The sequence below is a fragment of the Allobosea sp. 10N428 genome (assembly GCF_056394545.1).
On record NZ_JBFTIC010000005.1, the window covers coordinates 109226 to 131838 of the forward strand.

The 22613-nt window shown below is 66.6% G+C and carries 22 protein-coding genes; 14 read left to right on the plus strand and 8 right to left on the minus strand.

Annotation, left to right across the window (positions count from 1 at the left end):
* Nucleotides 1-4 precede the first annotated feature (4 nt).
* Nucleotides 5-289, minus strand: coding sequence for an aa3-type cytochrome c oxidase subunit IV (locus tag AC1DDA_RS16955; RefSeq protein ID WP_441510318.1), 285 nt, complete (start codon nt 287-289; stop codon nt 5-7).
* 276 nt (nt 290-565) lie between these two features.
* On the opposite strand from AC1DDA_RS16955, the gene AC1DDA_RS16960 reads away from it, so the two are divergent.
* Nucleotides 566-790 carry a hypothetical protein gene (locus tag AC1DDA_RS16960; RefSeq protein WP_476780321.1) on the plus strand — a complete coding sequence of 75 codons (225 nt, stop codon included), beginning with the start codon at nt 566-568 and terminating at the stop codon, nt 788-790.
* Nucleotides 791-918: 128 nt separating this feature from the next.
* Here AC1DDA_RS16960 and AC1DDA_RS16965 read toward each other — a convergent pair whose 3' ends face one another.
* Nucleotides 919-2289 carry an ABC1 kinase family protein gene (locus AC1DDA_RS16965; protein ID WP_476796617.1) on the minus strand — a complete coding sequence of 457 codons (1371 nt, stop codon included), beginning with the start codon at nt 2287-2289 and terminating at the stop codon, nt 919-921.
* 133 nt (nt 2290-2422) lie between these two features.
* Between AC1DDA_RS16965 and AC1DDA_RS16970 the strand changes: the two genes are divergently transcribed.
* Nucleotides 2423-2797, plus strand: coding sequence for a DUF4180 domain-containing protein (locus AC1DDA_RS16970; RefSeq protein ID WP_476796618.1), 375 nt, complete (start codon nt 2423-2425; stop codon nt 2795-2797).
* Between the two features lie 12 nt (nt 2798-2809).
* Here the strand turns inward: AC1DDA_RS16970 and AC1DDA_RS16975 are convergent, their stop codons facing one another.
* Nucleotides 2810-3706, minus strand: coding sequence for a 3-keto-5-aminohexanoate cleavage protein (locus tag AC1DDA_RS16975; RefSeq protein WP_476796619.1), 897 nt, complete (start codon nt 3704-3706; stop codon nt 2810-2812).
* Nucleotides 3707-3824: 118 nt separating this feature from the next.
* On the opposite strand from AC1DDA_RS16975, the gene AC1DDA_RS16980 reads away from it, so the two are divergent.
* Entirely contained in the window at nt 3825-5450 is a 1626-nt protein-coding gene (locus AC1DDA_RS16980; protein ID WP_476796620.1) for an acyl-CoA synthetase, read from the plus strand.
* 117 nt (nt 5451-5567) lie between these two features.
* Here AC1DDA_RS16980 and AC1DDA_RS16985 read toward each other — a convergent pair whose 3' ends face one another.
* The 3 genes from AC1DDA_RS16985 to AC1DDA_RS16995 are packed head-to-tail and all read right to left on the minus strand — an operon-like array spanning nt 5568 to nt 8913.
* On the minus strand, nt 5568-6419 hold the full coding sequence (locus AC1DDA_RS16985; protein WP_476796621.1) for a PCC domain-containing protein: 852 nt from the start codon (nt 6417-6419) through the stop codon (nt 5568-5570).
* Nucleotides 6416-8050, minus strand: coding sequence for an acyl-CoA synthetase (locus AC1DDA_RS16990; protein ID WP_476796622.1), 1635 nt, complete (start codon nt 8048-8050; stop codon nt 6416-6418). The genes AC1DDA_RS16985 and AC1DDA_RS16990 overlap by 4 nt, the downstream gene beginning before the upstream one ends.
* Nucleotides 8047-8913, minus strand: coding sequence for an IclR family transcriptional regulator (locus AC1DDA_RS16995; RefSeq protein WP_476796623.1), 867 nt, complete (start codon nt 8911-8913; stop codon nt 8047-8049). The genes AC1DDA_RS16990 and AC1DDA_RS16995 overlap by 4 nt, the downstream gene beginning before the upstream one ends.
* 264 nt (nt 8914-9177) lie before the next feature.
* On the opposite strand from AC1DDA_RS16995, the gene AC1DDA_RS17000 reads away from it, so the two are divergent.
* The 8 genes from AC1DDA_RS17000 to iolB all read left to right on the plus strand — a co-directional run bounded on the left by AC1DDA_RS17000 (nt 9178) and on the right by iolB (nt 19830).
* Nucleotides 9178-11037: a TRAP transporter large permease gene (locus AC1DDA_RS17000; RefSeq protein ID WP_476796815.1), complete on the plus strand. Its 1860-nt coding sequence runs from the start codon at nt 9178-9180 to the stop codon at nt 11035-11037.
* A 60-nt stretch (nt 11038-11097) separates the two neighbouring features.
* On the plus strand, nt 11098-12117 hold the full coding sequence (locus tag AC1DDA_RS17005) for a TRAP transporter substrate-binding protein (protein ID WP_476780312.1): 1020 nt from the start codon (nt 11098-11100) through the stop codon (nt 12115-12117).
* A gap of 152 nt (nt 12118-12269) precedes the next feature.
* Entirely contained in the window at nt 12270-13073 is an 804-nt protein-coding gene (locus AC1DDA_RS17010) for an SDR family NAD(P)-dependent oxidoreductase (protein ID WP_476796624.1), read from the plus strand.
* A 91-nt stretch (nt 13074-13164) separates the two neighbouring features.
* Nucleotides 13165-14034: a MurR/RpiR family transcriptional regulator gene (locus tag AC1DDA_RS17015; RefSeq protein ID WP_476796625.1), complete on the plus strand. Its 870-nt coding sequence runs from the start codon at nt 13165-13167 to the stop codon at nt 14032-14034.
* A 104-nt stretch (nt 14035-14138) separates the two neighbouring features.
* Nucleotides 14139-16073, plus strand: a complete 1935-nt coding sequence (locus AC1DDA_RS17020) for a bifunctional 5-dehydro-2-deoxygluconokinase/5-dehydro-2-deoxyphosphogluconate aldolase (RefSeq protein WP_476796626.1) — start codon at nt 14139-14141, stop codon at nt 16071-16073.
* A 78-nt stretch (nt 16074-16151) separates the two neighbouring features.
* Nucleotides 16152-18002: a 3D-(3,5/4)-trihydroxycyclohexane-1,2-dione acylhydrolase (decyclizing) gene (iolD, locus tag AC1DDA_RS17025; RefSeq protein WP_476796627.1), complete on the plus strand. Its 1851-nt coding sequence runs from the start codon at nt 16152-16154 to the stop codon at nt 18000-18002.
* A gap of 32 nt (nt 18003-18034) precedes the next feature.
* On the plus strand, nt 18035-18919 hold the full coding sequence (gene iolE, locus AC1DDA_RS17030) for a myo-inosose-2 dehydratase (RefSeq protein WP_441510333.1): 885 nt from the start codon (nt 18035-18037) through the stop codon (nt 18917-18919).
* A gap of 113 nt (nt 18920-19032) precedes the next feature.
* On the plus strand, nt 19033-19830 hold the full coding sequence (iolB, locus tag AC1DDA_RS17035; RefSeq protein WP_476780309.1) for a 5-deoxy-glucuronate isomerase: 798 nt from the start codon (nt 19033-19035) through the stop codon (nt 19828-19830).
* A 51-nt stretch (nt 19831-19881) separates the two neighbouring features.
* Here the strand turns inward: iolB and AC1DDA_RS17040 are convergent, their stop codons facing one another.
* Nucleotides 19882-20229, minus strand: a complete 348-nt coding sequence (locus AC1DDA_RS17040) for a hypothetical protein (protein WP_441510335.1) — start codon at nt 20227-20229, stop codon at nt 19882-19884.
* A 216-nt stretch (nt 20230-20445) separates the two neighbouring features.
* Here AC1DDA_RS17040 and AC1DDA_RS17045 point away from each other — a divergent pair, with 216 nt between their 5' ends.
* Nucleotides 20446-20748, plus strand: a complete 303-nt coding sequence (locus AC1DDA_RS17045) for a hypothetical protein (protein WP_441510336.1) — start codon at nt 20446-20448, stop codon at nt 20746-20748.
* A 108-nt stretch (nt 20749-20856) separates the two neighbouring features.
* On the opposite strand, the gene AC1DDA_RS17050 is transcribed toward AC1DDA_RS17045, so the two are convergent.
* Nucleotides 20857-21522, minus strand: coding sequence for a hypothetical protein (locus AC1DDA_RS17050; RefSeq protein WP_476796628.1), 666 nt, complete (start codon nt 21520-21522; stop codon nt 20857-20859).
* Between the two features lie 194 nt (nt 21523-21716).
* Between AC1DDA_RS17050 and AC1DDA_RS17055 the strand changes: the two genes are divergently transcribed.
* Nucleotides 21717-21926, plus strand: coding sequence for a hypothetical protein (locus tag AC1DDA_RS17055; protein ID WP_441510338.1), 210 nt, complete (start codon nt 21717-21719; stop codon nt 21924-21926).
* A gap of 162 nt (nt 21927-22088) precedes the next feature.
* Nucleotides 22089-22409, plus strand: coding sequence for a polyhydroxyalkanoic acid system family protein (locus AC1DDA_RS17060; RefSeq protein ID WP_476796629.1), 321 nt, complete (start codon nt 22089-22091; stop codon nt 22407-22409).
* The last annotated feature ends 204 nt before the right edge of the window (nt 22410-22613 follow it).

Here is a 22613-nt window from a genome sequence, read left to right on the forward strand (position 1 = left end):
ACGGTCAGAGCAGCAGGAGCGCGAGCAGCATCAGGACCAGCGCGACGACCGGTGCGCGCCAGGAGATCGAGGGAGCTGCAATGCCGATGCCGGTGCCGATGACCGCAAGAATCGTACCGATCAGTGCGGTGCCCCAGGCATGCTTGGTGCCGCCGACCGCGAGCGCCGCGACGATCGCGAGGCAGGCGACGGTGCCGACCTCGGCGAAGTGCACGAAGCCGGTATAGGTGCTCTCATGCTCCTCGTAATCCATCGCGGGGATGTCGGCATGCTGGGCGTGGTCGGCCATGGTCTCGATCCTGAAAAAGACACAGTCTCTTTATGCCTGTAGCGCACCCGCGACGCACGGGCAACGCGGCACCGCACCGCTCACGCGAAATGCGCGGGTCGCTTGCACAAGAACAGGCTATATCAACCGGATCAACTCATTTTAATCGATTTAAACCGCAAATCACATGCCCCGGCAGCCACAGCGCATGGTCGCCGTTAACATCGTTTCGCCCGGGCCGCAGACGATTCCTTCGGCGTCGGCTAAAATCCCCGCAATGAGATGGAGACTCTTCTTGTGAAGGATCCGCAGAAGGTCGCCGACCGGGACGATCCCTCCGCGCTCGACCCCGCCCTGCGCGAGAAGGCGAAGCGCTGGTTTGCCGAGGCACGCGAGCAGACCAAGCGCGACGACGAAGAGATCGCGGCCTGGCGTCGCGACACCGGCCCGGCTGGCGGCGACGGAGGATCAGGTTGGTTCGACGGCGGCGGCGGCGGGGACGGCGGTGGCGGCGGCGATTGAGCCAACGCCCCCGGAGTACACAGCCGGGCTAGGAGGTACCGACTAGGCAAGCAACCGCGCGGGTCATCCCGGCGGCAGCGAGTGGAGAGCCGGGACGACGCCGTGTTTCCGCGTCAGCCCAGCACGCTCTAAGCGCTTGGCGCCGAAAGCCCCGCAGCCGCGAGTGCCGCCCCCTGTCGTTCCGTGACGCGCTCCACGGAAAATCCCTCGATCTCCGCCTCGAACAGCCGGTGGAAATTGAGCTCGGCATCGAGATGCAGGAAGACGCCGCCGAGCCCGATCGCTGCGCGGTCCATGAAGACGAACTCGCGCGGCACCGTCACCGGCCCGCGCCGCTTCAGCGCCTGATGCACCTGGAAGGCCTGCTTGCGGCCATATTCGGCCGGGCTGACATCCTCCGCAATGCGCCGCGTCCGGTCTTCCAGCAGCGGCCCGTAGATGAAGCGCGCCCAGATGTTGAGCGTGTCGACGAGATCCTTGGTCAGCCCCTGGAAGCCCCAGGTCTCATAGGCGTGGACGACCCGCGCCTCCTCGCCGTCGCGCAGCCCCTGATAGAGATCGACCACGCCGCCGACGAAGGACGTCGGGAAGATGCGGATACAGCCATAATCGAGCAGGTTGATGCCCTCAGGCTCGCCGGCCTCCGAAAACACCGTGTAGTTCCCGAGATGCGGATCGCCATGGATGACACCGTGATGGCTGAAGGGCCGCCACCAGGCCTTGAACATCGCCGTCGAGATGCGGTCGCGCGCCGCCTGCCCGTCCTGCTTGTGCGAGAGGATCGGGCTGCCGTCGAGCCAGTGCATGGTCAGCAGGCGCCGGGTCGAGAGCCCCGCCTCGACCGCCGGCACGCGCACCTCCGGCGTATCCGCGAGGATCGCCCGATAGAGCGCGATGTGCCGGGCCTCGCGGCGATAGTCGAGCTCCTCGCGGACGCGGGCACCGATTTCCTTGGCGATCTCGCTGGTATCGATCACCGCGCCCATGCGCCGGTGCAGCGCGAACAGCACCTCGAGCTGCGCGATATCGGCTTCGACGGCCGATTCCATGTCGGGATATTGCAGCTTGCAGGCCAGCGGCGCGCCGCCCAGCGTCGTCGCGCGATGCACCTGGCCGAGCGACGCCGCCGCTGCCGGCTTCAGGTCGAACTCGCCGAAGCACTCGCGCCATTGCGGGCCGAGCTCGGCCATCATCCGGCGCTTGACGAACGCCGCCCCCATCGGCGGCGCCTGCGACTGCAGCTTCTGCAGTTCGGCGGCATATTCCGGTGGCACGACGTCGGGGATGGTCGCGATCAGTTGCGCCACCTTCATGATCGGGCCCTTCAGCCCGCCGAGCGCCTTGGCCAACGCCTCGGCATTCGAGGCATCGCGGCCCTCCACGCCGAAGAGCCGGGCGCCGGCGATCCGCGCCGCCACCCCGCCGACATTGGCGCCGACGCGGGCATAGCGCGCGGCACGGGCGGAAAGTCGATTGGCTTCGCTATCGCGTTCGGACATCGGCTCGCTTTCGCGGATCGGTCATCCCCAGCATTTAAGACGCCGTCGCCGTCATTCCAATGCGGCAGCTTGGCGGTAGGTCGGAGGAGAGCTCGGCTTGTCAGCCGCAACAGGCGCCATTAGGCAGGAAACCATGTCTAGACTGATCGAAATCGGCGGCACCCGCGTCCTCCTCTTCGCCAGCACTGGGGCCCTCCTGGCCAGCCCAGGCGACTCGAACGACTTCATCGGCGAGGCCTGGTCCGTCAGCGCCGACCTGCTCGCGATCCCGATCGAGCGGCTCGGCCCGGACGTGCTGAACCTGCGCACGCGCGTCGGCGGCGAGATCTTCCAGAAATTCGCGAATTATCGCCTGCGCTGCGCGATCATCGGCGACATCAGCGCCGCCCTTGAGGGCAGCGGCGCCCTGCGCGATTTCGTGCGCGAAACCAATGACGGCCCGGCGCTGTGGTTCGTCCCGGACATCGATCAACTGCGCGCCCGGCTCGAAACCGAAACCGCCGCTTAGCGATCGGGGCCATCAAGTGCCGGTTACCGCGTCACGCGCGGCGAGATCGGCGCGCACCTCGGCAACGCTCGCCGGACGGCCTCCCGCCGCCTCGACCTTGCGGACGAGATCGGCGATCACAGCCCCATTGCCGCGCGTTTCACCGAAGGGCGCATCCTCCAGCCCGCCACGGACATGGACGCCGCGCGCAACGGCGGGCGCGATCAGCCCGGAGAGATCGACGCCGAGCCCGGCAATCATCACCGGGGCGTCGGGAGCATCCTCCGCCAACAGCTTGAGATGCGCGTCCAGCGCCCATTCGCGCGGAGGGAAGCCCCAGGCGAAAGTGTCCGAGAACATCAGGCGGTAGATCGGGCAGGGCATGCCCGGATAGGCCTTGGCGAGCGCCGCGCCCAGTCGCGTGAAGCCCGGCTCGTAGATCGCATAGCTCGGATGGACCTTGTGGCGCTGCGCCACCTCCATCCCCTCGCGGATATGCTCGCCGGGATTCTGGTAGATAAAGCCGGCCTCGCCCTGCGGAATGCCGGCGAAGGTCGTCCAGTTGCAGGAGCCGGGATCGAGCACGCCCCATTCGACGAGGCCACGCTTCGCCAGCTCCTCGAGATGGGTGTAGCGGCCGGAGCCGTGCATGTCGCCGGCATAGCCGGACCCGAGGATGGGAATGGTCGGATAGACGATGGCATCGACCTTGGCGCGGATCCCCTCGATCGCCCGCGCATAGAGCTGCCAATCGTCGCGCTGCCTGCCGGTCGCGACGTCGTAAACGTGGAGGTGGACGATCGCCGCTCCCGCCTCGGCCGCAGCGATGCCGTCGGCGACGATATCGGGAATGGCGATGGGGATGCCCGGTTGGCGCTCCCTGCCCCAGGGCCCATTGATCGCAGCTTCGATCCAGATCGGTCGGCTCATCGCAATTCTCCCCCAAGCGGTTTTGCGCAGACGGTAAGCTGCGCTGACCCGGCTTGCCAGCTCGCCTGCAGACTGGGCAGGATCGACGCAGAAGCATGAAACTACCGGAGCGCGCCCCTTGCTGGAACGCGGCACGAGCTATGACGACACGCTGCGCCGCTTCGTCTGGCGCATCCCCGAGCGCTTCAACATCGGCACCGCCTGCTCGGACGCACATGCCGACGGCTCAGGCCGTCCGGCGCTGATCTTCGAGGAGGAGGCTGGCCGGGTCGCGACGCTCTCCTTCGACGATCTCGCCCGTGCCTCGAACCGCTTCGCCAATCTGCTCGTCCACCACGGCATCGGGCCGCGCGAGCGCGTCGGCATCCTGCTGCCGCAATCGCCGCAGACCGCGATCACCCATCTCGGCACCTACAAGCGCGGTGCCATCGCGCTGCCGCTCTTCATCCAGTTCGGGCCGGAGGCGCTGGAGCACCGCCTCGGCCATAGCGGCGCAAGCGTCCTCGTCACCGACATCGAGAACATCGGCAAGGTCGAGGCCATCCGCGACGCGCTGCCGAACCTGCGCAGGATTTTCGTCGTCGGCGGCGCCGGACATCTCGATTTCGAGGCGGAGATGGCCAAGGCCTCCGACAGCTATGTCGCCGCGGACACCCGCGCCGACGATCCGGCCGTGATCATCTACACCTCTGGCACCACGGGTAAGCCGAAGGGCGCGCTGCATGCCCACCGCGTGCTGCTCGGCCATCTGCCGGGCGTGCAGATCCCGCAGGAATTCTTCCCGCAGGCGCGTGACCTGTTCTGGACTCCGGCCGACTGGGCCTGGATCGGCGGCCTGCTCGATGTGCTCCTGCCCAGCCTCTATTGCGGCGTGCCGGTGCTGGCCTCCCGCGCCCGCAAATTCGACCCCGAGGCCGCCTTCGCGCTGATGGCGCGGCACAAGGTCCGCAACGCCTTCCTGCCGCCGACCGCGCTCAAGCTGATGCGGCAGGTCAGCAATCCCCGGCGCTTCGGCTATGCCATGCGCTCGATCGGCACCGGCGGCGAGACGCTCGGCGCCGACATGCTCGACTGGAGCCGCGAGACCTTCGGCTTCCCCGTTAACGAGTTCTACGGCCAGACCGAGGCCAATCTGCTCGTCGCCAATTGCGCCAGCCTCTACCCGGTGAAGCCGGGCTCGATGGGCCGCGCCGTGCCCGGCCATCGCGTCGCGGTGATTTCTCCGGAAGGCCGGGAATTGCCTGATGGCGAGCAGGGGCTAATCGCGGTCAACAGGCCCGATCCCGTGATGATGCTGGAATACTGGAACCAGCCCGAGGCCACCGCGGCGAAACTCATCGGCGACTGGCTCGTCACCGGCGACACCGGCGCCCGCGACGATGACGGCTATTTCTGGTTCCAGGGCCGCGACGACGACATCATCTCCTCGGGCTCCTACCGCATCGGGCCGGGCGACATCGAGGATTGCATCATCCGCCACCCTTCCGTGCTGATGGTCGCGGTCGTCGGCGTGCCCGATCCCGTCCGCACCGAGATCGTCAAGGCCTTCGTCCTGCCGAAGCCGGACGTGACGCCCTCGGCCGAACTGGCGACTGAAATCCAGGCCTTCGTGCGCGACCGGCTGGCTGCCTATCAGTATCCGCGCGATGTCGAGTTCGTGACCGAGCTGCCGCTGACCGCGACCGGCAAGATCATGCGCAAGGATTTGCGCAATCGGGAGATCGCGAAGCAGCGGAGAGGCTAACCAGCGCCGTCATGCTGGGGCTTGCCCCGAGCATCTCAGGCAGAAAGGGACCCCTGCCTCCCTTCCGACAAAAGATTCTCGGGTCTGCGCTACGCTCCGCTCGAGAATGACGAGGAGCTACCGCGCCTCCAGCACCAGCTCGAAGGTCATCAGGACCGGGTTATCGCTGCGCTTCAGGCGCCCACTTGCCAGCGCGCCGCTATAGTCGACCAGCGCGACATCGATCTTCGCGCGCAAACCGTCGCCGCCATCGGCGACCTGCCCTTCCGTGATCGCAACCTCGGTGGCGAAATTCTCGACTACGCCACCATCCGTGAAACGCGCGCCGATGGTCGAGCCGACGCCGCCATGGATCGCCGCCTCGCGGATGCCGCGCTCGGCGCAGAACGCTTCGAGCGCTTCGCAGAAATCGACGTTCGGCTTCACGCGCAGCGCGAAGAAGCGCCCTGCTTCCGTCGCGCCCGCTGGCACCGACACCGGGCCGAACAGCTTGAAATGGGTCTCGCTGTCCGGCTCGGCCGTGAAAACCGCGCCATCGAGACCAACCGCTTGCACCGTGATCGTCTCGGCCACAATCGTCTCGTCCGGCAGGATATGGCCGCCGCTGCGCTTGCCGTCGCCCTCCACCCACAAGGCATGAGCATGGAAGAACGGCGCCCCGTCGCGCTGGCCGAAGGTCATCGCGCCGACATCGAGCCGTGCTCCGCCCGCCGGGCGGAAAGTGTCGCTGTAGAAAGCGGCATGCTCAGGCGTCTTCGACAGCGCCGGCATGACATAGGCGAAGGGCAAGAGCCTGAGCCCGTCGAGCTTCACCACGCCCGAGACGAAACCCTCTGCCGCGAAGCCGCTCCTCACAGCCTCCAGCAACGGCACATCGGCGGGCAGCGTCAGCGAAAAAGCACGCCCGCCGCACTCCACCCACTGGACGCGTTCGGGCGTGCCGGTGCCGGGCTGCTCGATGCGCCTCACGACGCCTTCCCCTTCAGGAAGTCGAGCTCGCCGCGCTTCTCCAGCTCGTCCTTGACGAGGCGCTTGGGCACCTTGCCATAGCCCGATTTCGGCAGTGCCTCCCAGAACAGGAAGCGCTTCGGCATCTTGTAGCGGGCGATCTTCGGCCCGAGGAAATCCGCGATCTCGGCTTCCGTCGCGCTTTGTCCCGGCCTGGCAACGCAGACCGCGATGCCGATCTCGCCCCAGACCGGATCGGGCACGCCGAGCACCGCGACCTCCGCGATCGCCGGATGGGTCAGGATCTTCTCCTCGATCTCGCGTGGATAGATGTTCGAGCCGCCGGAGATGTACATGTCCGAGGCCCGGCCGGTGATATAGACGAAGCCCTGCTCGTCCATATGGCCGAGATCGCCGGTGCGGAACCAGCCATCGCGGAAGGATTTCGCATTGGCTTCCGGGTTGTCGTAATAGCCGGCGAAGACGGCCGGCCCGATTACGCAGATCTCGCCCTGCACGCCCGCAGCAACTTCCTTCCCGTCCTCGTCCTGGATCTGCACCTGCATGCCCGTGCGCTCGAAGCCGCAGGTGCCGATGCGCGCATGCGGCCCGTCTTCCGGCTCATGCAGGGCCGGCGGCAGCACGGTGATGTTGCCGGTGACCTCGCCCAGCCCGAAATACTGCACGATCACCTTGCCGAGCTTCTTGAGCGCTGCCTTCTGGTCCTCGCGATACATCGGCGCGCCCGCATAGATGATGTGGCGCAGGCTGGAATGGTCGTGCTGGTCGGCGGCGGGATGCTCGACCAGCATCTTCAGGATCGTCGGCACGGTGAAGATGTTGCTGATGCGGTGCTTGGCGATCAGCCGGTAGGCCTCGTCGATATCGAAGCGCTCGGTCGACAGCAGGATCGAGGTCGCGCCGCGCGCCGAGATTACCAGCTGGTGCACGCCCGCCCCATGCGAGAGCGGCGCCACCACCAGCGAGGCATCCTTCTCGGTCGAGCCCGGCACGAGGTCGCAGAGATGGTTGGTGATGACGAAGCCCATCTGGCCATGGGTCAGCACCGCGGCCTTGGAACGGCCGGTCGTGCCGGAGGTGAAGAAGAACCAGCAGGGATCGTCATGCTCGACCGCGGCGTTCTCGACCTTCTCGCCGCGATGGCGCGCGATGACCGCGCCGACCTCGTCCTCGCCGAAGGCCCCCTCCCCGATCCGCCATGTGAACTCGGGCGAGGGCTTCGCAGCCGCGACGGCCGCCGCGTGCTCCGGGAAGTCGCCATGGCAGAGAAAGCCTTTCGCGCCGGAGGCCGTGGCGAGATAGGCGACCTCGTCCGGCAGAAGGCGAAAATTCGTGGGCACCCAGACGGCGCCGAGCCGGAAAGTCGCGAACATCGAGACGAACATCGCGTCGCAGTTCTTGGAATGGACGAGCACGCGGTCGCCCTTGCCGATGCCGCGCGCCTTTAGCCCAGCCGCCAGCGCCGAAACCTGCGCATCGATCCCGGCCCAGTCCAGCGTCCTGTCGCCCCAGATGAAGGCAGGATGCGCCGGCAGACGCCGCGCATTCTGCGTCACGATATGGGCTAGGTTCATCACCCGCCGCGTCATCGGCACGACGCCTCCGACGGGGGCTGCGGTTGCGGAGCTCATCTTGTAGCTCTCCCTGTCTCGATGGGGCGCGGCACAGCCGCGACAATGGGCTTGCCGCCCTGTTTGGAAACGAACATCTGCGCGAGCAGCGCCTCCATGCGGGCGCCTTCGCGCGCCAGCAGCCGCGAAAGCTCGGCCTGCCGGGCCGGCACCATCCGGCTGTCGATTGCGGCGATCGAGAAGGCCCCCGCCACGCGCCCATCCGGATAGCGGAAGGCACGCCCGACGCCCCAGGAGCTGGCGACGAGGCGGCCGGGGTTGAGCGAGAACCCGCGCTCGCGGGTCTCGGCGATATCGACCCTCATCGCATCCGGCGCAAAGCCGGGATAGCGCGCCAGCAACGCCGGCTCGTTGGCGGCGATGACGCGGTCCACATCGTCGTCCGGCAGTGCTGCGAACAATGCGAGCGAGCCGGCGCCGACGCCGAGCGGATGCTGGTCCCCGGTCTGGAGCGCATGTGTCCGCACCGGGTAGGTCCCCTCCTCGCGGTGCAGGCAGATCGCGTAGCTTTCGCGCCGGACAGTCAGGAAGCTCGTATCCTGCGTCTCGCCCGAAAGTCGGCGCAGGCTGTCCATCGCCAATTCGAGCAGGCCGTGGCGGCGCGCTGCCAGCACGCCCAGCACGAAGGCCTCCTCGCCCAGGCAATAGCGCCGCGTCTGCGGTTCCTGCTCGACGAGCCCGGCCCGCATCAGCGCGAGCAGCAGCCGGCGTGTCGTCGGCTTGTTGAGCCCGCTGCCGGAGACGATCTCGCCAAGCGGCAGCCCCTCGGCCGGCTCCCGCCCGATCAGCGAGAGTAGCCCGAGCGCGCGGTCGACGCTCTGCGAGCCGGACAGGCCGGCTTCCGGCGCGGAACTCTGCGGCAAGCGCTCCTCCACACAGTCCACGATATGGACCTTATTCTTATACCCCAACCGTAGATGGGCGCTTTGCGGATTGCAACGCCGCAACCCTCGTGTAATCTGCTCGCCGTCCAGCTGCTCGTCTATTCACAGTGTGGACCGCAATCGACGCTGGCGACATCACAAGATCGGCGCGAAGGGAGGAACGGAATGATGGCCCTCAGGGCATCCCAAATCACGGGCGAGTTGCGCCCGGCCAGCGGCATCTGAGGGCGCCGCATGAGCGATATGGCCGACACGCTGACAATCCCCGAGAATCTGAGCGAGAACGCGGATGCGCGCCCGGGCTCCGCCATCATGCGCCCGGTCGAGTTTGTAGCCGCCGCGCTCGTCGCCTTCATCATCGGCGTGCTGCTGCTCGGCGTCGTCTCGCGCTATGTCTTCGCGCTGCCCTTCGTCTGGGTCGACGAGGTCGCCTCGATCGCCTTCATCTGGCTCGCCATGCTCGGCGCCGCCATCGCTGTCGACCGCAACGAACATCTGCGCCTGACGCTGTTCGTCGGCATGATGCCGGCACGCCTGCGCGAATTCGCCGAGACGCTGGCGCTGACCGCCGTCGCCGCYTTCCTCGCCGCGATGGTCGATCCGGCCATCGAATATGCGGTGGAAGAAAGCTACGTCACCTCGGCTGCGCTCAATATCCCCGTCAGTTGGCGCGTTTCGGCCATCGCCGTCGGCATCGTGCTGATGGGGCTGCTCGCGCTCCGCTACCTCTTCAAGACCGCGCGCCTCGTCGATATCGCCGCATCAGCTCTGGTCGTCGGCGGCTTTGGCCTCGCATTCTGGCTGCTTGGGCCGACACTCAAGAGCCTCGGCTACTACAATATCCTGATCTTCCTGATCGGCGTCGTCGCGGCCTGCCTCGTCGCGGGCGTGCCGATCGCCTTCTGCTTCGGGCTGGGCACGCTCGCCTTCCTCGCATTCTCGACCAATGTCCCGATGCTCGTGATGATCGGGCGCATGGACGAGGGCATGTCGAGCCTCATCCTGCTTTCGGTGCCGATCTTCGTCCTGCTCGGCTGCATTCTCGACGCCACCGGCATGGGCAAGGCGATCGTCGATTTTCTGGCCTCGCTGCTCGGCCATGTCCGCGCCGGCATGTCCTATGTGCTGCTCGGCTCGCTCTATCTCGTCTCGGGCATCTCGGGCTCCAAGGTCTCGGACATGGCAACCGTCGCCCCGGCGCTGTTCCCGGAGATGAAGCGGCGCGGCTACAAGCCCAAGGACCTGATCGCGCTGCTCTCGACCGGTGCAGCCATGGCCGACACCGTGCCGCCCTCGATCGTGCTGATCGTGCTCGGCTCGGTCGCCGGCGTCTCGATCGCCGGCCTGTTCAATGCCGGCTTCGTCATCGCCGGTGTGCTGCTCGTCGCGCTTGCCGGCCTCGCCCGCTGGAAAGCGGCGGCGGAGGACATGAAGGGCGTTCGCCGCGCCCCGCTCGCGGTCATCGGCAAGGTCGCGCTCGTCGCCGCGCCGGCGCTGGTCCTGCCCTTCATCATCCGGGCCGCGGTGGGCGGCGGCGTCGCCACTGCGACCGAGGTCTCGACCATCGCGGTGCTCTACGCACTCGTCATCGGCATCGTGCTCTATGGCGGCATCAGCCCGCGCAAATTCTATTCGATGCTCGTCGAGACAGCGGCTCTCTCCGGCGCGATCCTGATGATCCTCGGCACCGCGCTCGCCATGGCCTGGGCCCTGACCCAGACCGGCTTCGCCCGCGACCTCGCCAGCTTCATGGCGCATCTGCCCGGCGGCTGGCTCAGCTTCATGGCGGTGTCGATCGTCGTCTTCATGATCCTCGGCTGCGTGCTGGAGGGCCTGCCGGCGATCGTGCTGCTGGCGCCCTTGATGTTCCCGATCGCCAAGAGCCTCGGCATCAACGACGTGCATTACGCGATGGTGGTGGTCACCGCGATGAATATCGGCCTGATGGCGCCGCCGATCGGCATCGGCTTCTACATCGCCTGCAAGATCGGCAACGTCTCGCCCGACGAGGCGATGGGCGCGATCTGGCCCTATCTCATCGCCCTGCTCGTCGGCCTCGTCGTCATCGCCCTCGTGCCCGGCCTCTCGACCTGGGTGCTGTGAAGCTCACTGCCAACCATAAGAAACCTCAAGACAACAGACGCTCTCAAGGAGAAAACGCCCATGACCATCTCACGCCGCACCCTGCTCCAGGCGACAGCCGCAGCGTCCGCCATCGGCACCTTCCATATCGGCCGCGCCAATGCGCAGAGCGCCGAATTCACCTATAAATACGCCAACAACCTGCCCGTCGCGCACCCGATGAACACGCGCGCCAACGAGGCCGTGGCGAAGATCAAGCAGGAGACGAACGGCCGCGTCGACATCCAGATCTTCCCGAACAACCAGCTCGGCTCCGATACGGACATGCTGAGCCAGGTCCGCTCGGGCGGCGTCGAGTTCTTCACGCTCTCGCCGCTGATCCTGTCGACGCTGGTCGCCAATGCCTCGCTTTCCGGCATCGGCTTCGCCTTCCCGAATTACGACGCGGTCTGGAAGGCGATGGACGGCGAGCTCGGCGCCTATGTTCGCGGCCAGATCGGCAAGGCCAACCTCGTCGTCATGGACAAGATCTGGGACAACGGCTTCCGCCAGATCACCTCGTCCAAGGGCCCGGTCAACACGCCAGAAGACCTGAAGGGCTTCAAGATCCGCGTGCCGGTCTCCCCGCTCTGGACCTCGATGTTCACCGCCTTCCAGTCGGCTCCCGCCAGCATCAACTTCGCCGAGGTCTATACTGCCCTGCAGACCAAGATCGTCGATGGCCAGGAGAACCCGCTCGCGATCATCGCGACCGCCAAGCTCTTCGAGGTGCAGAAGTACCTCTCGCTGACCAACCATATGTGGGACGGCTTCTGGTTCCTGGCCAATCGCCGCGCCTGGGAGAAGCTTCCGGAAGACCTGCGCGCCATCGTCGCCAAGAACATCAACGCCGCCGCGCTGCTGGAGCGCGAAGACGTCGCCAAGCTCAATGCCGGCCTGCAGGGCGAGCTCGTCTCGAAGGGCATGGTCGCCAACGAGACCAAGGCCGACGCCTTCCGCGAGGCGCTGCGCAAGGCCGGATTCTACGCCGAGTGGAAGAAGAAGTACGGCGACGAGGCCTGGGGCATCCTGGAGAAGGCCGTCGGCAGCTCGCTGAGCTGATCCGTCCGCAACCGTCATTCTCGGGCGAAGCAAAGCTTCGACCCGAGAATCTCATGACCAGCCAGCTCTGGTTTTCGAGATGCTCGGGTCGAGCCCGAGCATGACGGCGCTCCATCGGCGCGCCGTACTCTGCACAACAGAAAGAACTCCTCATGGCCGACCGGCTGAAGGACAAGATCGCCATCGTCTTCGGCGCCGGCTCCTCCGGACCCGGCTGGGGCAACGGCAAGGCGGCCGCCGTCGCCTATGCCCGCGAGGGCGCCGGGGTCGCCTGCATCGACCTGAACCTGGCCGCCGCCGAGGAGACCGCCGCCATCATCGCCGGCGAGGGCGGCAGGGCGCTGGCGCTCGCCGCCGATGTGACGAATCTCGGCTCGGTCGAAGCCTGCGTCGCGGAAACCGCGCAGCATTTCGGCCGCATCGACATCCTGCACAACAATGTCGGCGTCACCCATATGGGCGGGCCGGTCGAGCTTTCCGAGGAGCAGTTCCAGGCTTCGCTCCAGCTCAATCTCGGCTCGGTCTATCGCTGCGCCAAGGCCGCGATTCCCGAGATGCTGAAAGGTGGCGGCGGCGCCATCGTCAACATCTCCTCGCTCGCGGCCATTCGCTGGACCGGCTATCCCTATTTCGCCTACTACGCGACGAAGGCGGCGGTGAACCAGGCGACGGTCGCGCTCGCGATTCAGTATGCGAAGCAGAACATCCGCGCGAACTGCATCATGCCGGGCCTGATCGACACGCCGCTGATCTACAAGCAGATCTCCTCGCAATATGCTTCCGTCGAGGAGATGGTCGCCGCCCGTAACGCGCAGGTGCCGATGGGCAGGATGGGCACCGCCTGGGACATCGCCCACGCCGCCGTCTTCCTCGCCTCTGACGAAGCGAAGTTCATCACCGGCGTCTGCCTGCCGGTCGATGGGGGCCAGAGCTGTACCGCCGGCCTGCCGGGCTGATATCGATTGTTCATTCCCCTACTGGAACGCTTGCTCCATTTACGCTTCGCTGCCAGAACTGTTGCAACAGGGACGGCAACGGACATCGAGAATGAGCGAAACCGCCGTTGCGGAACTGCCGCGTGATTTCGACGGCCTGCGCACGTTGATTCTCGCCCAGCGCGAGAGTCTTCCGAAGCGCATCGCCCAGATTGCGGCCTATGCGCTCGACAATCCCGACGAGATCGCCTTCGGCACCGCGGCGAGCATCGCGGTCTCCGCTGGCGTCCAACCCTCGACCTTGATCCGCTTCGCCCAGCATCTCGGCTTCGACGGCTTCACCAGTCTGCAGGTGGTCTTCCGCGAGCGGCTGCGCGAGCGCAATTCGAGCTATGAGGAACGCCTCAACACCTTGCGGGCCGGCGAAGGCCCGGCCGGCGCCCATCGCATTCTCGACGGCTTCCTCACCGCCTCGCGCAAATCGCTCGACGTGATGAGCCGCAGCATCGACGAGGGCACACTCGACCGCGCCATCGAGCTGCTGGCCAGCGCCGAAACCATCTACATCCTCGCCCGCCGCCGCTCCTACCCGGTGGCGAGCTATGTCGCCTATGCGCTCGGCAAGCTCGGCGTCCGCTATCAGCTCGTCGAATCGGCGGCCGGGCTCGACCCCGAGATGATCGCCTTCGCCACCCCGCGGGACGCCGTGCTGGTCGTCAGCTTCTCGCCCTACGCATCGGCCACCGTCGAGGACGCGCGCGGCCTCGCCGAGCGCGGCGTGCCACTCATCGCCATCACCGACAGCGCCTTCTCGCCGCTCGCCAGCTTCGCCCAGACCTGGTTCGAGGTGGCCGAGGCCGATTTCGGCGGCTTCCGCACGCTGTCCTCCACCATGGCCCTGGCCATGGCGCTCGCCGTCGGCATCGGCGACGCCCGCCGCGCCGGGCGCGGCCGCCGCCGCCGGTCGCGCGAGCAGGAATAGACATTCCGCATTGACGGAATAATGGAATTATTATTTCATGTCGCCAAGGCGGGGCCGTTGGGCCGCCCGCATGTCACCAGAAGCGACAAGGGCTGGAGGAGCATATGACGGGACCGCTCGGCGGATCGGCGCAGGCGCTCGACGTCATCACCATCGGCCGCGCTTCGGTCGATCTCTACGGCCAGCAGATCGGCTCGCGGCTGGAAGACGTCACCAGCTTCGCCAAATCGGTGGGCGGCTGCCCGGCGAATATCGCGATCGGCACGGCACGGCTCGGGCTGCGCTCGGCGCTCCTCACCCGCGTCGGCAACGAGCAGTTCGGCCGCTTCCTGCGCGAGCAGCTCGCCCGCGAAGGCGTCAATCTCGACGGCCTCAAGACCGACTCCGAACGCCTCACCGCGCTCGCCATCCTCTCGGTGGAGAGCGACAAATCCTTCCCGTTGCTGTTCTACCGCGAGAACTGCGCCGATATGGCGCTGGAGGAAGGCGATATCGATTCCGCCTTCATCGCGAAGGCCCGCGCCGTCGTCGTCACCGGCACGCATTTCGCTCGGCCCAAGCCCGAGGCCGCCCAGCGCAAGGCGATGAAGCTGATGCGCGAAAATGGCGGCAAGGTCGTGCTCGACATCGACTACCGGCCGAACCTCTGGGGACTCGCCGGCCACGACGCAGGCGACAACCGCTACATCGCCTCGCAGGCCGTCTCCGAGCGGATGAAGACCGTGCTGCCCGGCTGCGACCTGATCATCGGCACCGAGGAAGAGGTCCTGATCGCCTCGGGCGAGAGCGAGCTCTTGCAGGCGCTGAGAACGATCCGCTCCCTCACCCCCGCCACCATCGTGCTCAAGCGCGGCCCGATGGGCTGCATCGTCTATGAAGGCGCGATCCCGGACGATCTGGAGGACGGCATCGTCGGCAAGGGCTTCCCGATCGAGGTCTACAATGTGCTGGGCGCCGGCGACGCCTTCATGTCCGGCTTCCTGCGCGGCTGGCTCGGCGGCGAAAGCCTGCAGACAGCCGCGACCTGGGCCAATGCCTGCGGCGCCTTCGCCGTCTCGCGCCTGCTCTGCTCGCCGGAGAGCCCGACCTTCGAGGAACTGCAATATTTCCTCAAGAACGGCAGCCCGCACCGCGCCCTGCGCAAGGATGAGGCCATCAACCACATCCACTGGGCGACGACACGCCGGAGCGACATTCCTTCGCTTATGGCGCTCGCCTGCGACCACCGCATCCAGCTGGAAGAGCTTGCGGCGAAGTTCGGCGCCGATCCGGCCCGCATCCGCGACTTCAAGGTGCTCGCGGTCAGGGCCGCCGCTCGCGTCGCCGATGGCCGGCCCGGTTACGGCATGCTGCTCGACGAGAAGCATGGGCGCGAGGCGATGTTCGAGTTTGCCCGCCATCCCTTCGCCTGGCTCGGCCGCCCGGTCGAACTGCCGGGCTCGCGCCCGCTGCGCTTCGAGACGAGCCAGGACATTGGCTCGCTCCTGCCGGAATGGCCGGCCGATCACTGCATCAAGGCTCTCTGCTTCTATCACCCAGACGATCCCGCGGAGCTGAAGCAGGCCCAGCAGGAGAAGCTGCGCGGCCTGTTCGAGGCGGCGCGCAAGGTCGGCCGCGAATTGCTGATCGAGATCATCGCGAGCAAGAACGGCCCGCTCGGGCCCGACACCATCGCCCGCGCGCTGGAGGAGATCTATGCGCTCGGCATCAAGCCGGACTGGTGGAAGCTCGAGCCGCAATCCTCCCCGGCCGCCTGGGCCGCCATCGAGCGCACCATCGCGAAGCACGACCCCTGGTGCCGCGGCGTGCTCCTGCTCGGGCTCGACGCCCCGGCCGAAGAGCTGGAGGCCGGCTTCGCCGCCACGGCCGGCACGCCCATCGTCAAGGGCTTCGCCGTGGGCCGCACCATCTTCATGGCCGCGGCGGAAGGCTGGCTCGCCGGCAAGCTCGACGACGAAGCGGCCATCGCCGATATGGCCAAGCGTTTCGAGGCGCTGACCGGCCTCTGGCTTGCCACGCGCGGCCGCAAGGCGGCCTAGTGCATCCGCCTGAAAAGTGGGAACCGGTTTTCGGACCAAGCCGATGCTAAGAAGACTCCCGCTCGGAGATCGACGACCATGACTGCCACCGTCCGCCTCACCATGGCGCAGGCGCTGACGCGCTACCTCGCGGCGCAGATGACCGAAATCGACGGAGAGCGCCTGCCGATCTTCGGCGGCGTCTGGGCGATCTTCGGCCATGGCAACGTCGCGGGTCTCGGCGAAGCGCTCTGGCACGAGCGCGAGCGCCTGCCGACCTTCCGCGCCCATAACGAGCAGGCGATGGCGCATGCGGCCATCGCCTACGCCAAAGCGAACATGCGCCGCCGCTTCATGGCTGCGACCACCTCGATCGGCCCCGGCGCGACCAATCTCGTCACCGCCGCCGCGCTCGCCCATGTCAACCGCCTGCCGGTGCTGCTGCTGCCGGGCGATGTCTTCGCCAACCGCATCCCCGATCCGGTCCTGCAGCAGGTCGAGGATTTCGGCGACGGCACGGTCTCGGCCAATGACTGCTTCCGGCCCGTCTCGCGCTATTTCGACCGCATCACCCGACCCGGGCAGATCATTCCGGCGCTGGCCCGCGCCATGCAGGTGCTGACCGACCCGGCTGAATGCGGACCTGTGACCCTCGCCCTCTGCCAGGACGTGCAGGCGGAAGCCTACGACTACCCCGAGAGCTTCTTCACCGAGCGCCTCTGGACACCGCGTCGGCCTCGCTCCGACCGCAACGAGCTGAAGGCCGCGGCCGAAGCGCTGAAGGCCGCGAAGAAGCCCCTGATCGTCGCCGGCGGCGGCGTGCTCTACTCGGGTGCCTGCGACGAACTCGCCCGCTTCTCGGCCGCGACAGGCATTCCGGTCTGCGAGACGCAAGGCGGCAAATCCGCCCTGCCCGACGACAACGCGCTCAACATGGCCGCCGTCGGCGTCACCGGCACGGCTGCCGCCAACCGCCTCGCCGCCGAGGCGGATCTCGTCCTGGCCGTCGGAACGCGGCTGCAGGACTTCACCACCGGCTCCTGGGCGCTGTTCGGCGCCGCGCAGAAGACGGTCATCGGCCTCAACGTCCAATCCTTCGACGCCGGCAAGCATCGCGCCCTCCCCCTGGTCGCCGATGCCCGCGAAGGCCTGGCCGAACTGTCCGAGGCCATCGGTGGCTGGAAGGCACCGGAAAGCTGGACGGCCGATGCCAAGGCCGGCAAGGCCGACTGGCTGAAGGAAGCGGACAAGGCAACTGCCGCCACCAATTCCGCCCTGCCCTCGGACGCGCAGGTCATCGGCGCGGTCCAGCGCGCGCTGGGCTCGGATGTCGTCCTGCTCCATGCCGCGGGCGGTCTGCCGGGCGAGTTGCACAAGCTCTGGCAGGCCGGCACGCCCGGCTCCTACCATGCCGAATACGGCTTTTCCTGCATGGGCTACGAGATCGCCGGCGGGCTCGGCGCCAAGATGGCGAGGCCGGACAAGGAAGTCGTCGTCATGGTCGGCGACGGCTCCTATCTCATGCTCAATTCCGAGATCGCGACCTCGGTGATGCTGGGCCTCAAGCTCACGATCGTGTTGCTCGACAATCGCGGTTTCGGCTGCATCAACCGCCTGCAGAACGCGACCGGCGGGCAGAGCTTCAACAATCTGCTCAAGGACAGCAGGCACGAGACGCTGCCGGAGATCGACTTCGTCGCCCACGCCGCCAGCATGGGGGCGATCGCGACCAAGGCAGCCTCGATTGCCGAGCTTGAAACCGCGCTGGCGCAGGCGAAGGCCAACACCCGCACGACCGTCGTCGTCATCGACACCGACCCGCTGATCTCGACCGGCTCCGGCGGCGCCTGGTGGGACGTCGCCGTGCCGGAGGTCAGCGACCGCATGGAAGTCCGCACGGCGCGGGCAAACTACGATACGCAGCGCAAGCGCCAGCACATCGGCAACTGAAGCCGTTCCCATAGGCGAGAAAGACCCGACACATGATCCGCATCGGCGCGAACCCCATCGGCTGGTCGAACGACGACATGCTCGAGATCGGCGGCGACATCCCGCTCGAAACCTGCCTGAAGGAGGCTCGCGAAGCCGGCTTCACCGGCATGGAACTCGGCAACAAGTTCCCGCGCGAAGCCGCCAGGCTGAAGCCGATCCTCGACGCGCACGGCCACGCGCTGGTCTCCGGCTGGTACTCGACCGAGTTGCTCGTCCGCGACGTCGCCGCCGAGATGGCAGCGGTGAAGGCTCACGCGACGCTGCTGCGCGACATGGGCTGCTCGGTGCTGATCGCCGCCGAGACCTCGAATGCGATCCACTCCGACATCGCCAAGCCGCTCTCGGCCCGCCCCGTCCTGCCCAAGGCGCGCTGGGACGATTTCGGCGCGCGCTATACCAACTTCGCCGAGGCGGTGAAGGCGGAGTACGGCCTGCAGCTTGTCTATCATCATCACATGGGCACGGTGGTGCAGACCGAGGCCGAGATCGACCGGTTCATGGGCGTCACCGGCGCGGCTGTCGGCCTCCTGCTCGATACCGGCCACGCCACCTGGGGCGGCGGCGATCCCGCCCGCATCGCCCGCCACTGGAAGGCGCGCATCCACCACGTCCACTGCAAGGATATCCGCGAGGAGGTGATGTGGCGCTCCAATCGCGAGGACTGGTCCTTCCTCGAATCCGTGCTCGCCGGCGTCTACACCGTGCCGGGCGACGGTCTGATCGACTATGTCCGCGTGCTGAGAGAGCTCTGGGATTACTCCGGCTGGATCGTGGTCGAGGCCGAGCAGGATCCGAAGAAGGCAGAGCCCGCCCGCTACGCCAAGCTCGGCCATGCCAATCTGACGCGCTTCATCAAGGAAGCGGGCCTGGTCTGACTACAGCGTCATTCTCGGGCGAAGCGAAGCGCAGACCCGAGAATCTCTTGCCGGAGATGCTCGGGTCGAACCCGAGCATGACGAGCCCACCGAGAATGCGCTGGAGAGCCCCCATGTCCCGTCTCAAGGTTCGCCCGCACGGCGCCCACGGCCGCGTCACCCATGTAACGCCGGAAAATGCCGGCTGGACCTATGTCGGCTTCGATCTGCATCGCCTGAAGCCGGGCGAGACCGTCTCCGCCCCGACGGGCGATCGCGAGGCCTGCCTCGTCTTCGTGACCGGCAAGGGCAAGGCCACGGCCGGTGGCCAGACGCTGGGCGAACTCGGCCAGCGTATGAGCCCCTTCGAGGGCAAGCCCTGGTCGGTCTACGTCCCGCAGGGCTCGGACTGGTCGGTCACCGCCACCACCGATCTTGAGCTGGCGATCTGCACGGCGCCTGGCCTGCGTGGCGGCCTGCCGGTGCGCGTCATCGCACCAGACGATCTCGGCCAGGAGATCCGTGGCAAGGGTTCCAACACCCGCCACGTCACCAACATCCTGCCGGAAGGCGAGCCGGCGGATTCGCTGCTCGTCGTCGAGGTCATCACCCCCGCCGGCAACACCTCGAGCTACCCGCCGCACAAGCACGATCGGGACGAGCTGCCGCAGGAATCCTATCTCGAAGAGACCTATTACCACCGCCTCAACCCGCCGCAGGGCTTCGGCTTCCAGCGCGTCTATACGGATGACCGCAGCCTGGACGAGGCCATGGCGATCGAGGACGGCGATGTCGTGCTGGTCCCGAAGGGCTATCACCCCTGCGCCACCTGCCACGGCTACGATCTCTATTATCTCAACGTCATGGCCGGCCCGAAACGGACCTGGAAATTCCACAACGCGGCCGAGCATGAGTGGCTGCTGAAGAGCTGATTGTTGGCCCCGTGCGAGCGGGACTCAATCCGGAATGAGCCGCCTAGCGGCTCACCGCTCGCACTTGTAGACCGTGCCCGATGTGTCCGGGCCCTTCCACTTGATGTCGGCGGCGCTGGAGACGACATGGCTCCCGCCCATCTCCGCCGCCCTGATCTTGAGGCGCGTCACGATCGTATCGCGCGCCGTATCGGTGAGCAGCACCGAATGCAGCTCGGACTTGCCGTCGATCACGCCGAGCTTGGTGCAGCCCTCCACGACCTTCTCCGCATCCGTGACCACGACCGCGCTGCTGCGCGAAGTGTGATAGGCGCAGGCTCCAAGAAACAAAGCCGGCAGAAGAAGGATGAGGCGCGGTATCGACATGGTCCAGGCTGTCCTGATCGGTTCGGCCGCCATGTTCCGCTGCTGTCGCGCAAATGCAAGCCCGATCTGTGCAGGACGCTCCGCGTGCCTTCACCAGATAGGCCCTTACTCAATCCGAGTGGAATTCTGCGGCTATTGAATGATTTCGGCTGTGCGAACTTTAACGCAAGACCTGAGACATTCTTGACCTGCAACGATGGCTGCTTTTAAGTCCCCGCAGGCCAATGGGAGGCTGAAAAGGGATAAAATATGCGTAGCATTCTGATCGTCGGCGCGATGGCCGCGCTTCTCGCCGGTTGCCAGACCGCGCAGGAGTCGATGGCTGACGCTGAAGTCACCTGTGAGGCCCAGGGCTTCCGTCCCGGCACCCGCGCTTACCAGCAGTGCCGCTCGGCGAACTATGTCGAGAACCGTCGCGCTTCGAACGAGGCCAGCAGCGCGGTAGCGGCGGGCGTTGCCGCAGGCGTCGTCGGTGGCGCGATCGCCGCCAGCGCCGACCGTGGCTACTATCGTGGCTATGGCTATTACGGCCCGCGCCGCTACTGGTGGTAATATTTGAGCGGCGCCACTCGGAGGCGCCGCGCCAACAATTCGAGAGCCCTGCGACGCCTCGCGCCGCAGGGCTTTTTCTGATGCGTCTCCCAAACCCGCGATTTCGTCTCAGCGCTTGGCTGAGCGCCTGCGGGCCGGAGCGGGCGCCGGCTCCTCCCTGGTCGAGGCCGAGGCCAGGAGCGAACCGATCACATAGACAGCGAGCCCGAGCCCGACCAGAGCCGCCATCGGCTCGCGCTCGGCCCGCTTGACCAGCATGCGCCCGCCCATGTCGGCATATTCACGCGCTCGTGATGCGTAGTCGTTGGCGCGATCCGCATAGTCATCCGCGGCGTCGCGTCGGGCGCTCAGCCAGTTGCTGCCGGCCTTCAGGGCGCGACTTCCGGCATCCGCGGCATCGGAGCCGTAGTCGTTGAGCCAGCCACGCACCCGGCCATAGTCGGGTTGATAGCGCTCCCAGCGCGATTCAGGTCGGGGGCGCAGCGTAGCCCAGGCGATCAGCCCGATGCTCACCGCACCGAGACCGAGCGTCGCGAGCGGATGCCGCTCCACCGTCCGCGCCACCGCATGCCCGCCTTCGCGGACGGTTTCGATCGGATCGGCCTCGTCCCAGGCGTCCTTTGCCCGCTCATAGTGGTCCTTCACGGTCTCACTCGCCTTGTCGGCCATATCCGCCGCCTTGCCGCGGAGCGCCCTCACTGTGGACTCGACCTGTTCCTGAGCTTCCTCGGCATTGTCCGGCACATCCGGCGGAAATTTGTTGGCCATCGCCATGACGGTTTCTCCGTTCCTGAAAGGGACATGACCAGGGAACGACGGATGATGCGGCTGGGTTCCCACCGCTCGCTCAAAAGGCGGCCGGCGCGAACGGGTATGGGTCACGATTCTTCGCTGTTCGGCCATAACCCGGTCATGTTTGGATGCGATCTCCCAGCGAACAGGGGCCATCAACGAGAAGGAGACGCTATATGCACGTTCAGCACCTCCAGATCGCACATCCCTGGGTTCTTTCGGATCCGGAATGGATCGCGCTGGAAAGCATTGAAGAAAAGACCCAGCATTTCATCTTCGACGATACGATGCTGCTCGCCTTGCGCGATCGCGGGCTCGTCGAGTCGGATGGGGCCGCCTGGCGCGTCACACAAAGCGGCCAGCAGCGCCTGAGCCAACGCAGCTAAGCTCCCGGCGGACCGCTGGGCCCACGCGCGCTCATGTTACAAGACGATCTTCGATGATCACGCCCGCCCTTCGGCGGGCTTTCGGCGGCGCTGGAAAATCTCCGGCGCCGTCGCCATGTTCGGCTGCAACTGGCTTTCGTTCCTGCTGTTCGATGAGGCGCCATGGGCAAACCCGTCTCCATAACCATCTCGCATGATCTTGGCCGCGAGGCCGCGCTCAATCGCCTGCGCAGCGGGATCGACCGCATCCGCGACAGGCTCGGAATGGTCAGGATGCAGCTCGTCGAGGAGCGCTGGGAGGACGACAGCCTGCATTTCGGCGTGGGCGCGCTCGGTCACACCGTGCATGGCCGCGTCGAGGTCGAGGAGCGTCTTATCCGCGTCGAGGTGACGCTGCCCTGGATGCTTGCCGTCTTTGCCGAGAAGCTGAAGATCGGGGTCGAGAAGCAAGGCCAGATCCTGCTCGAGAAGCCTAAGGCGTAGGACATATCGGTCATCGGCGTGGGCGTTGCCGTCAGCCCGGCGGCCGGGCTCGCGTTTCCATCACCGGCGCGCCCCGGCGAAGCGACGGAAAATTCGGCATCGCCAGCCCGAAAGACGTACGTCTTTCGGTTGAAATCGGCGGCTGCAGTCCCCATGCTCCAAAGCGTTCCAACATTTTCGATTTCTTGACGTTTCGGATTCGGG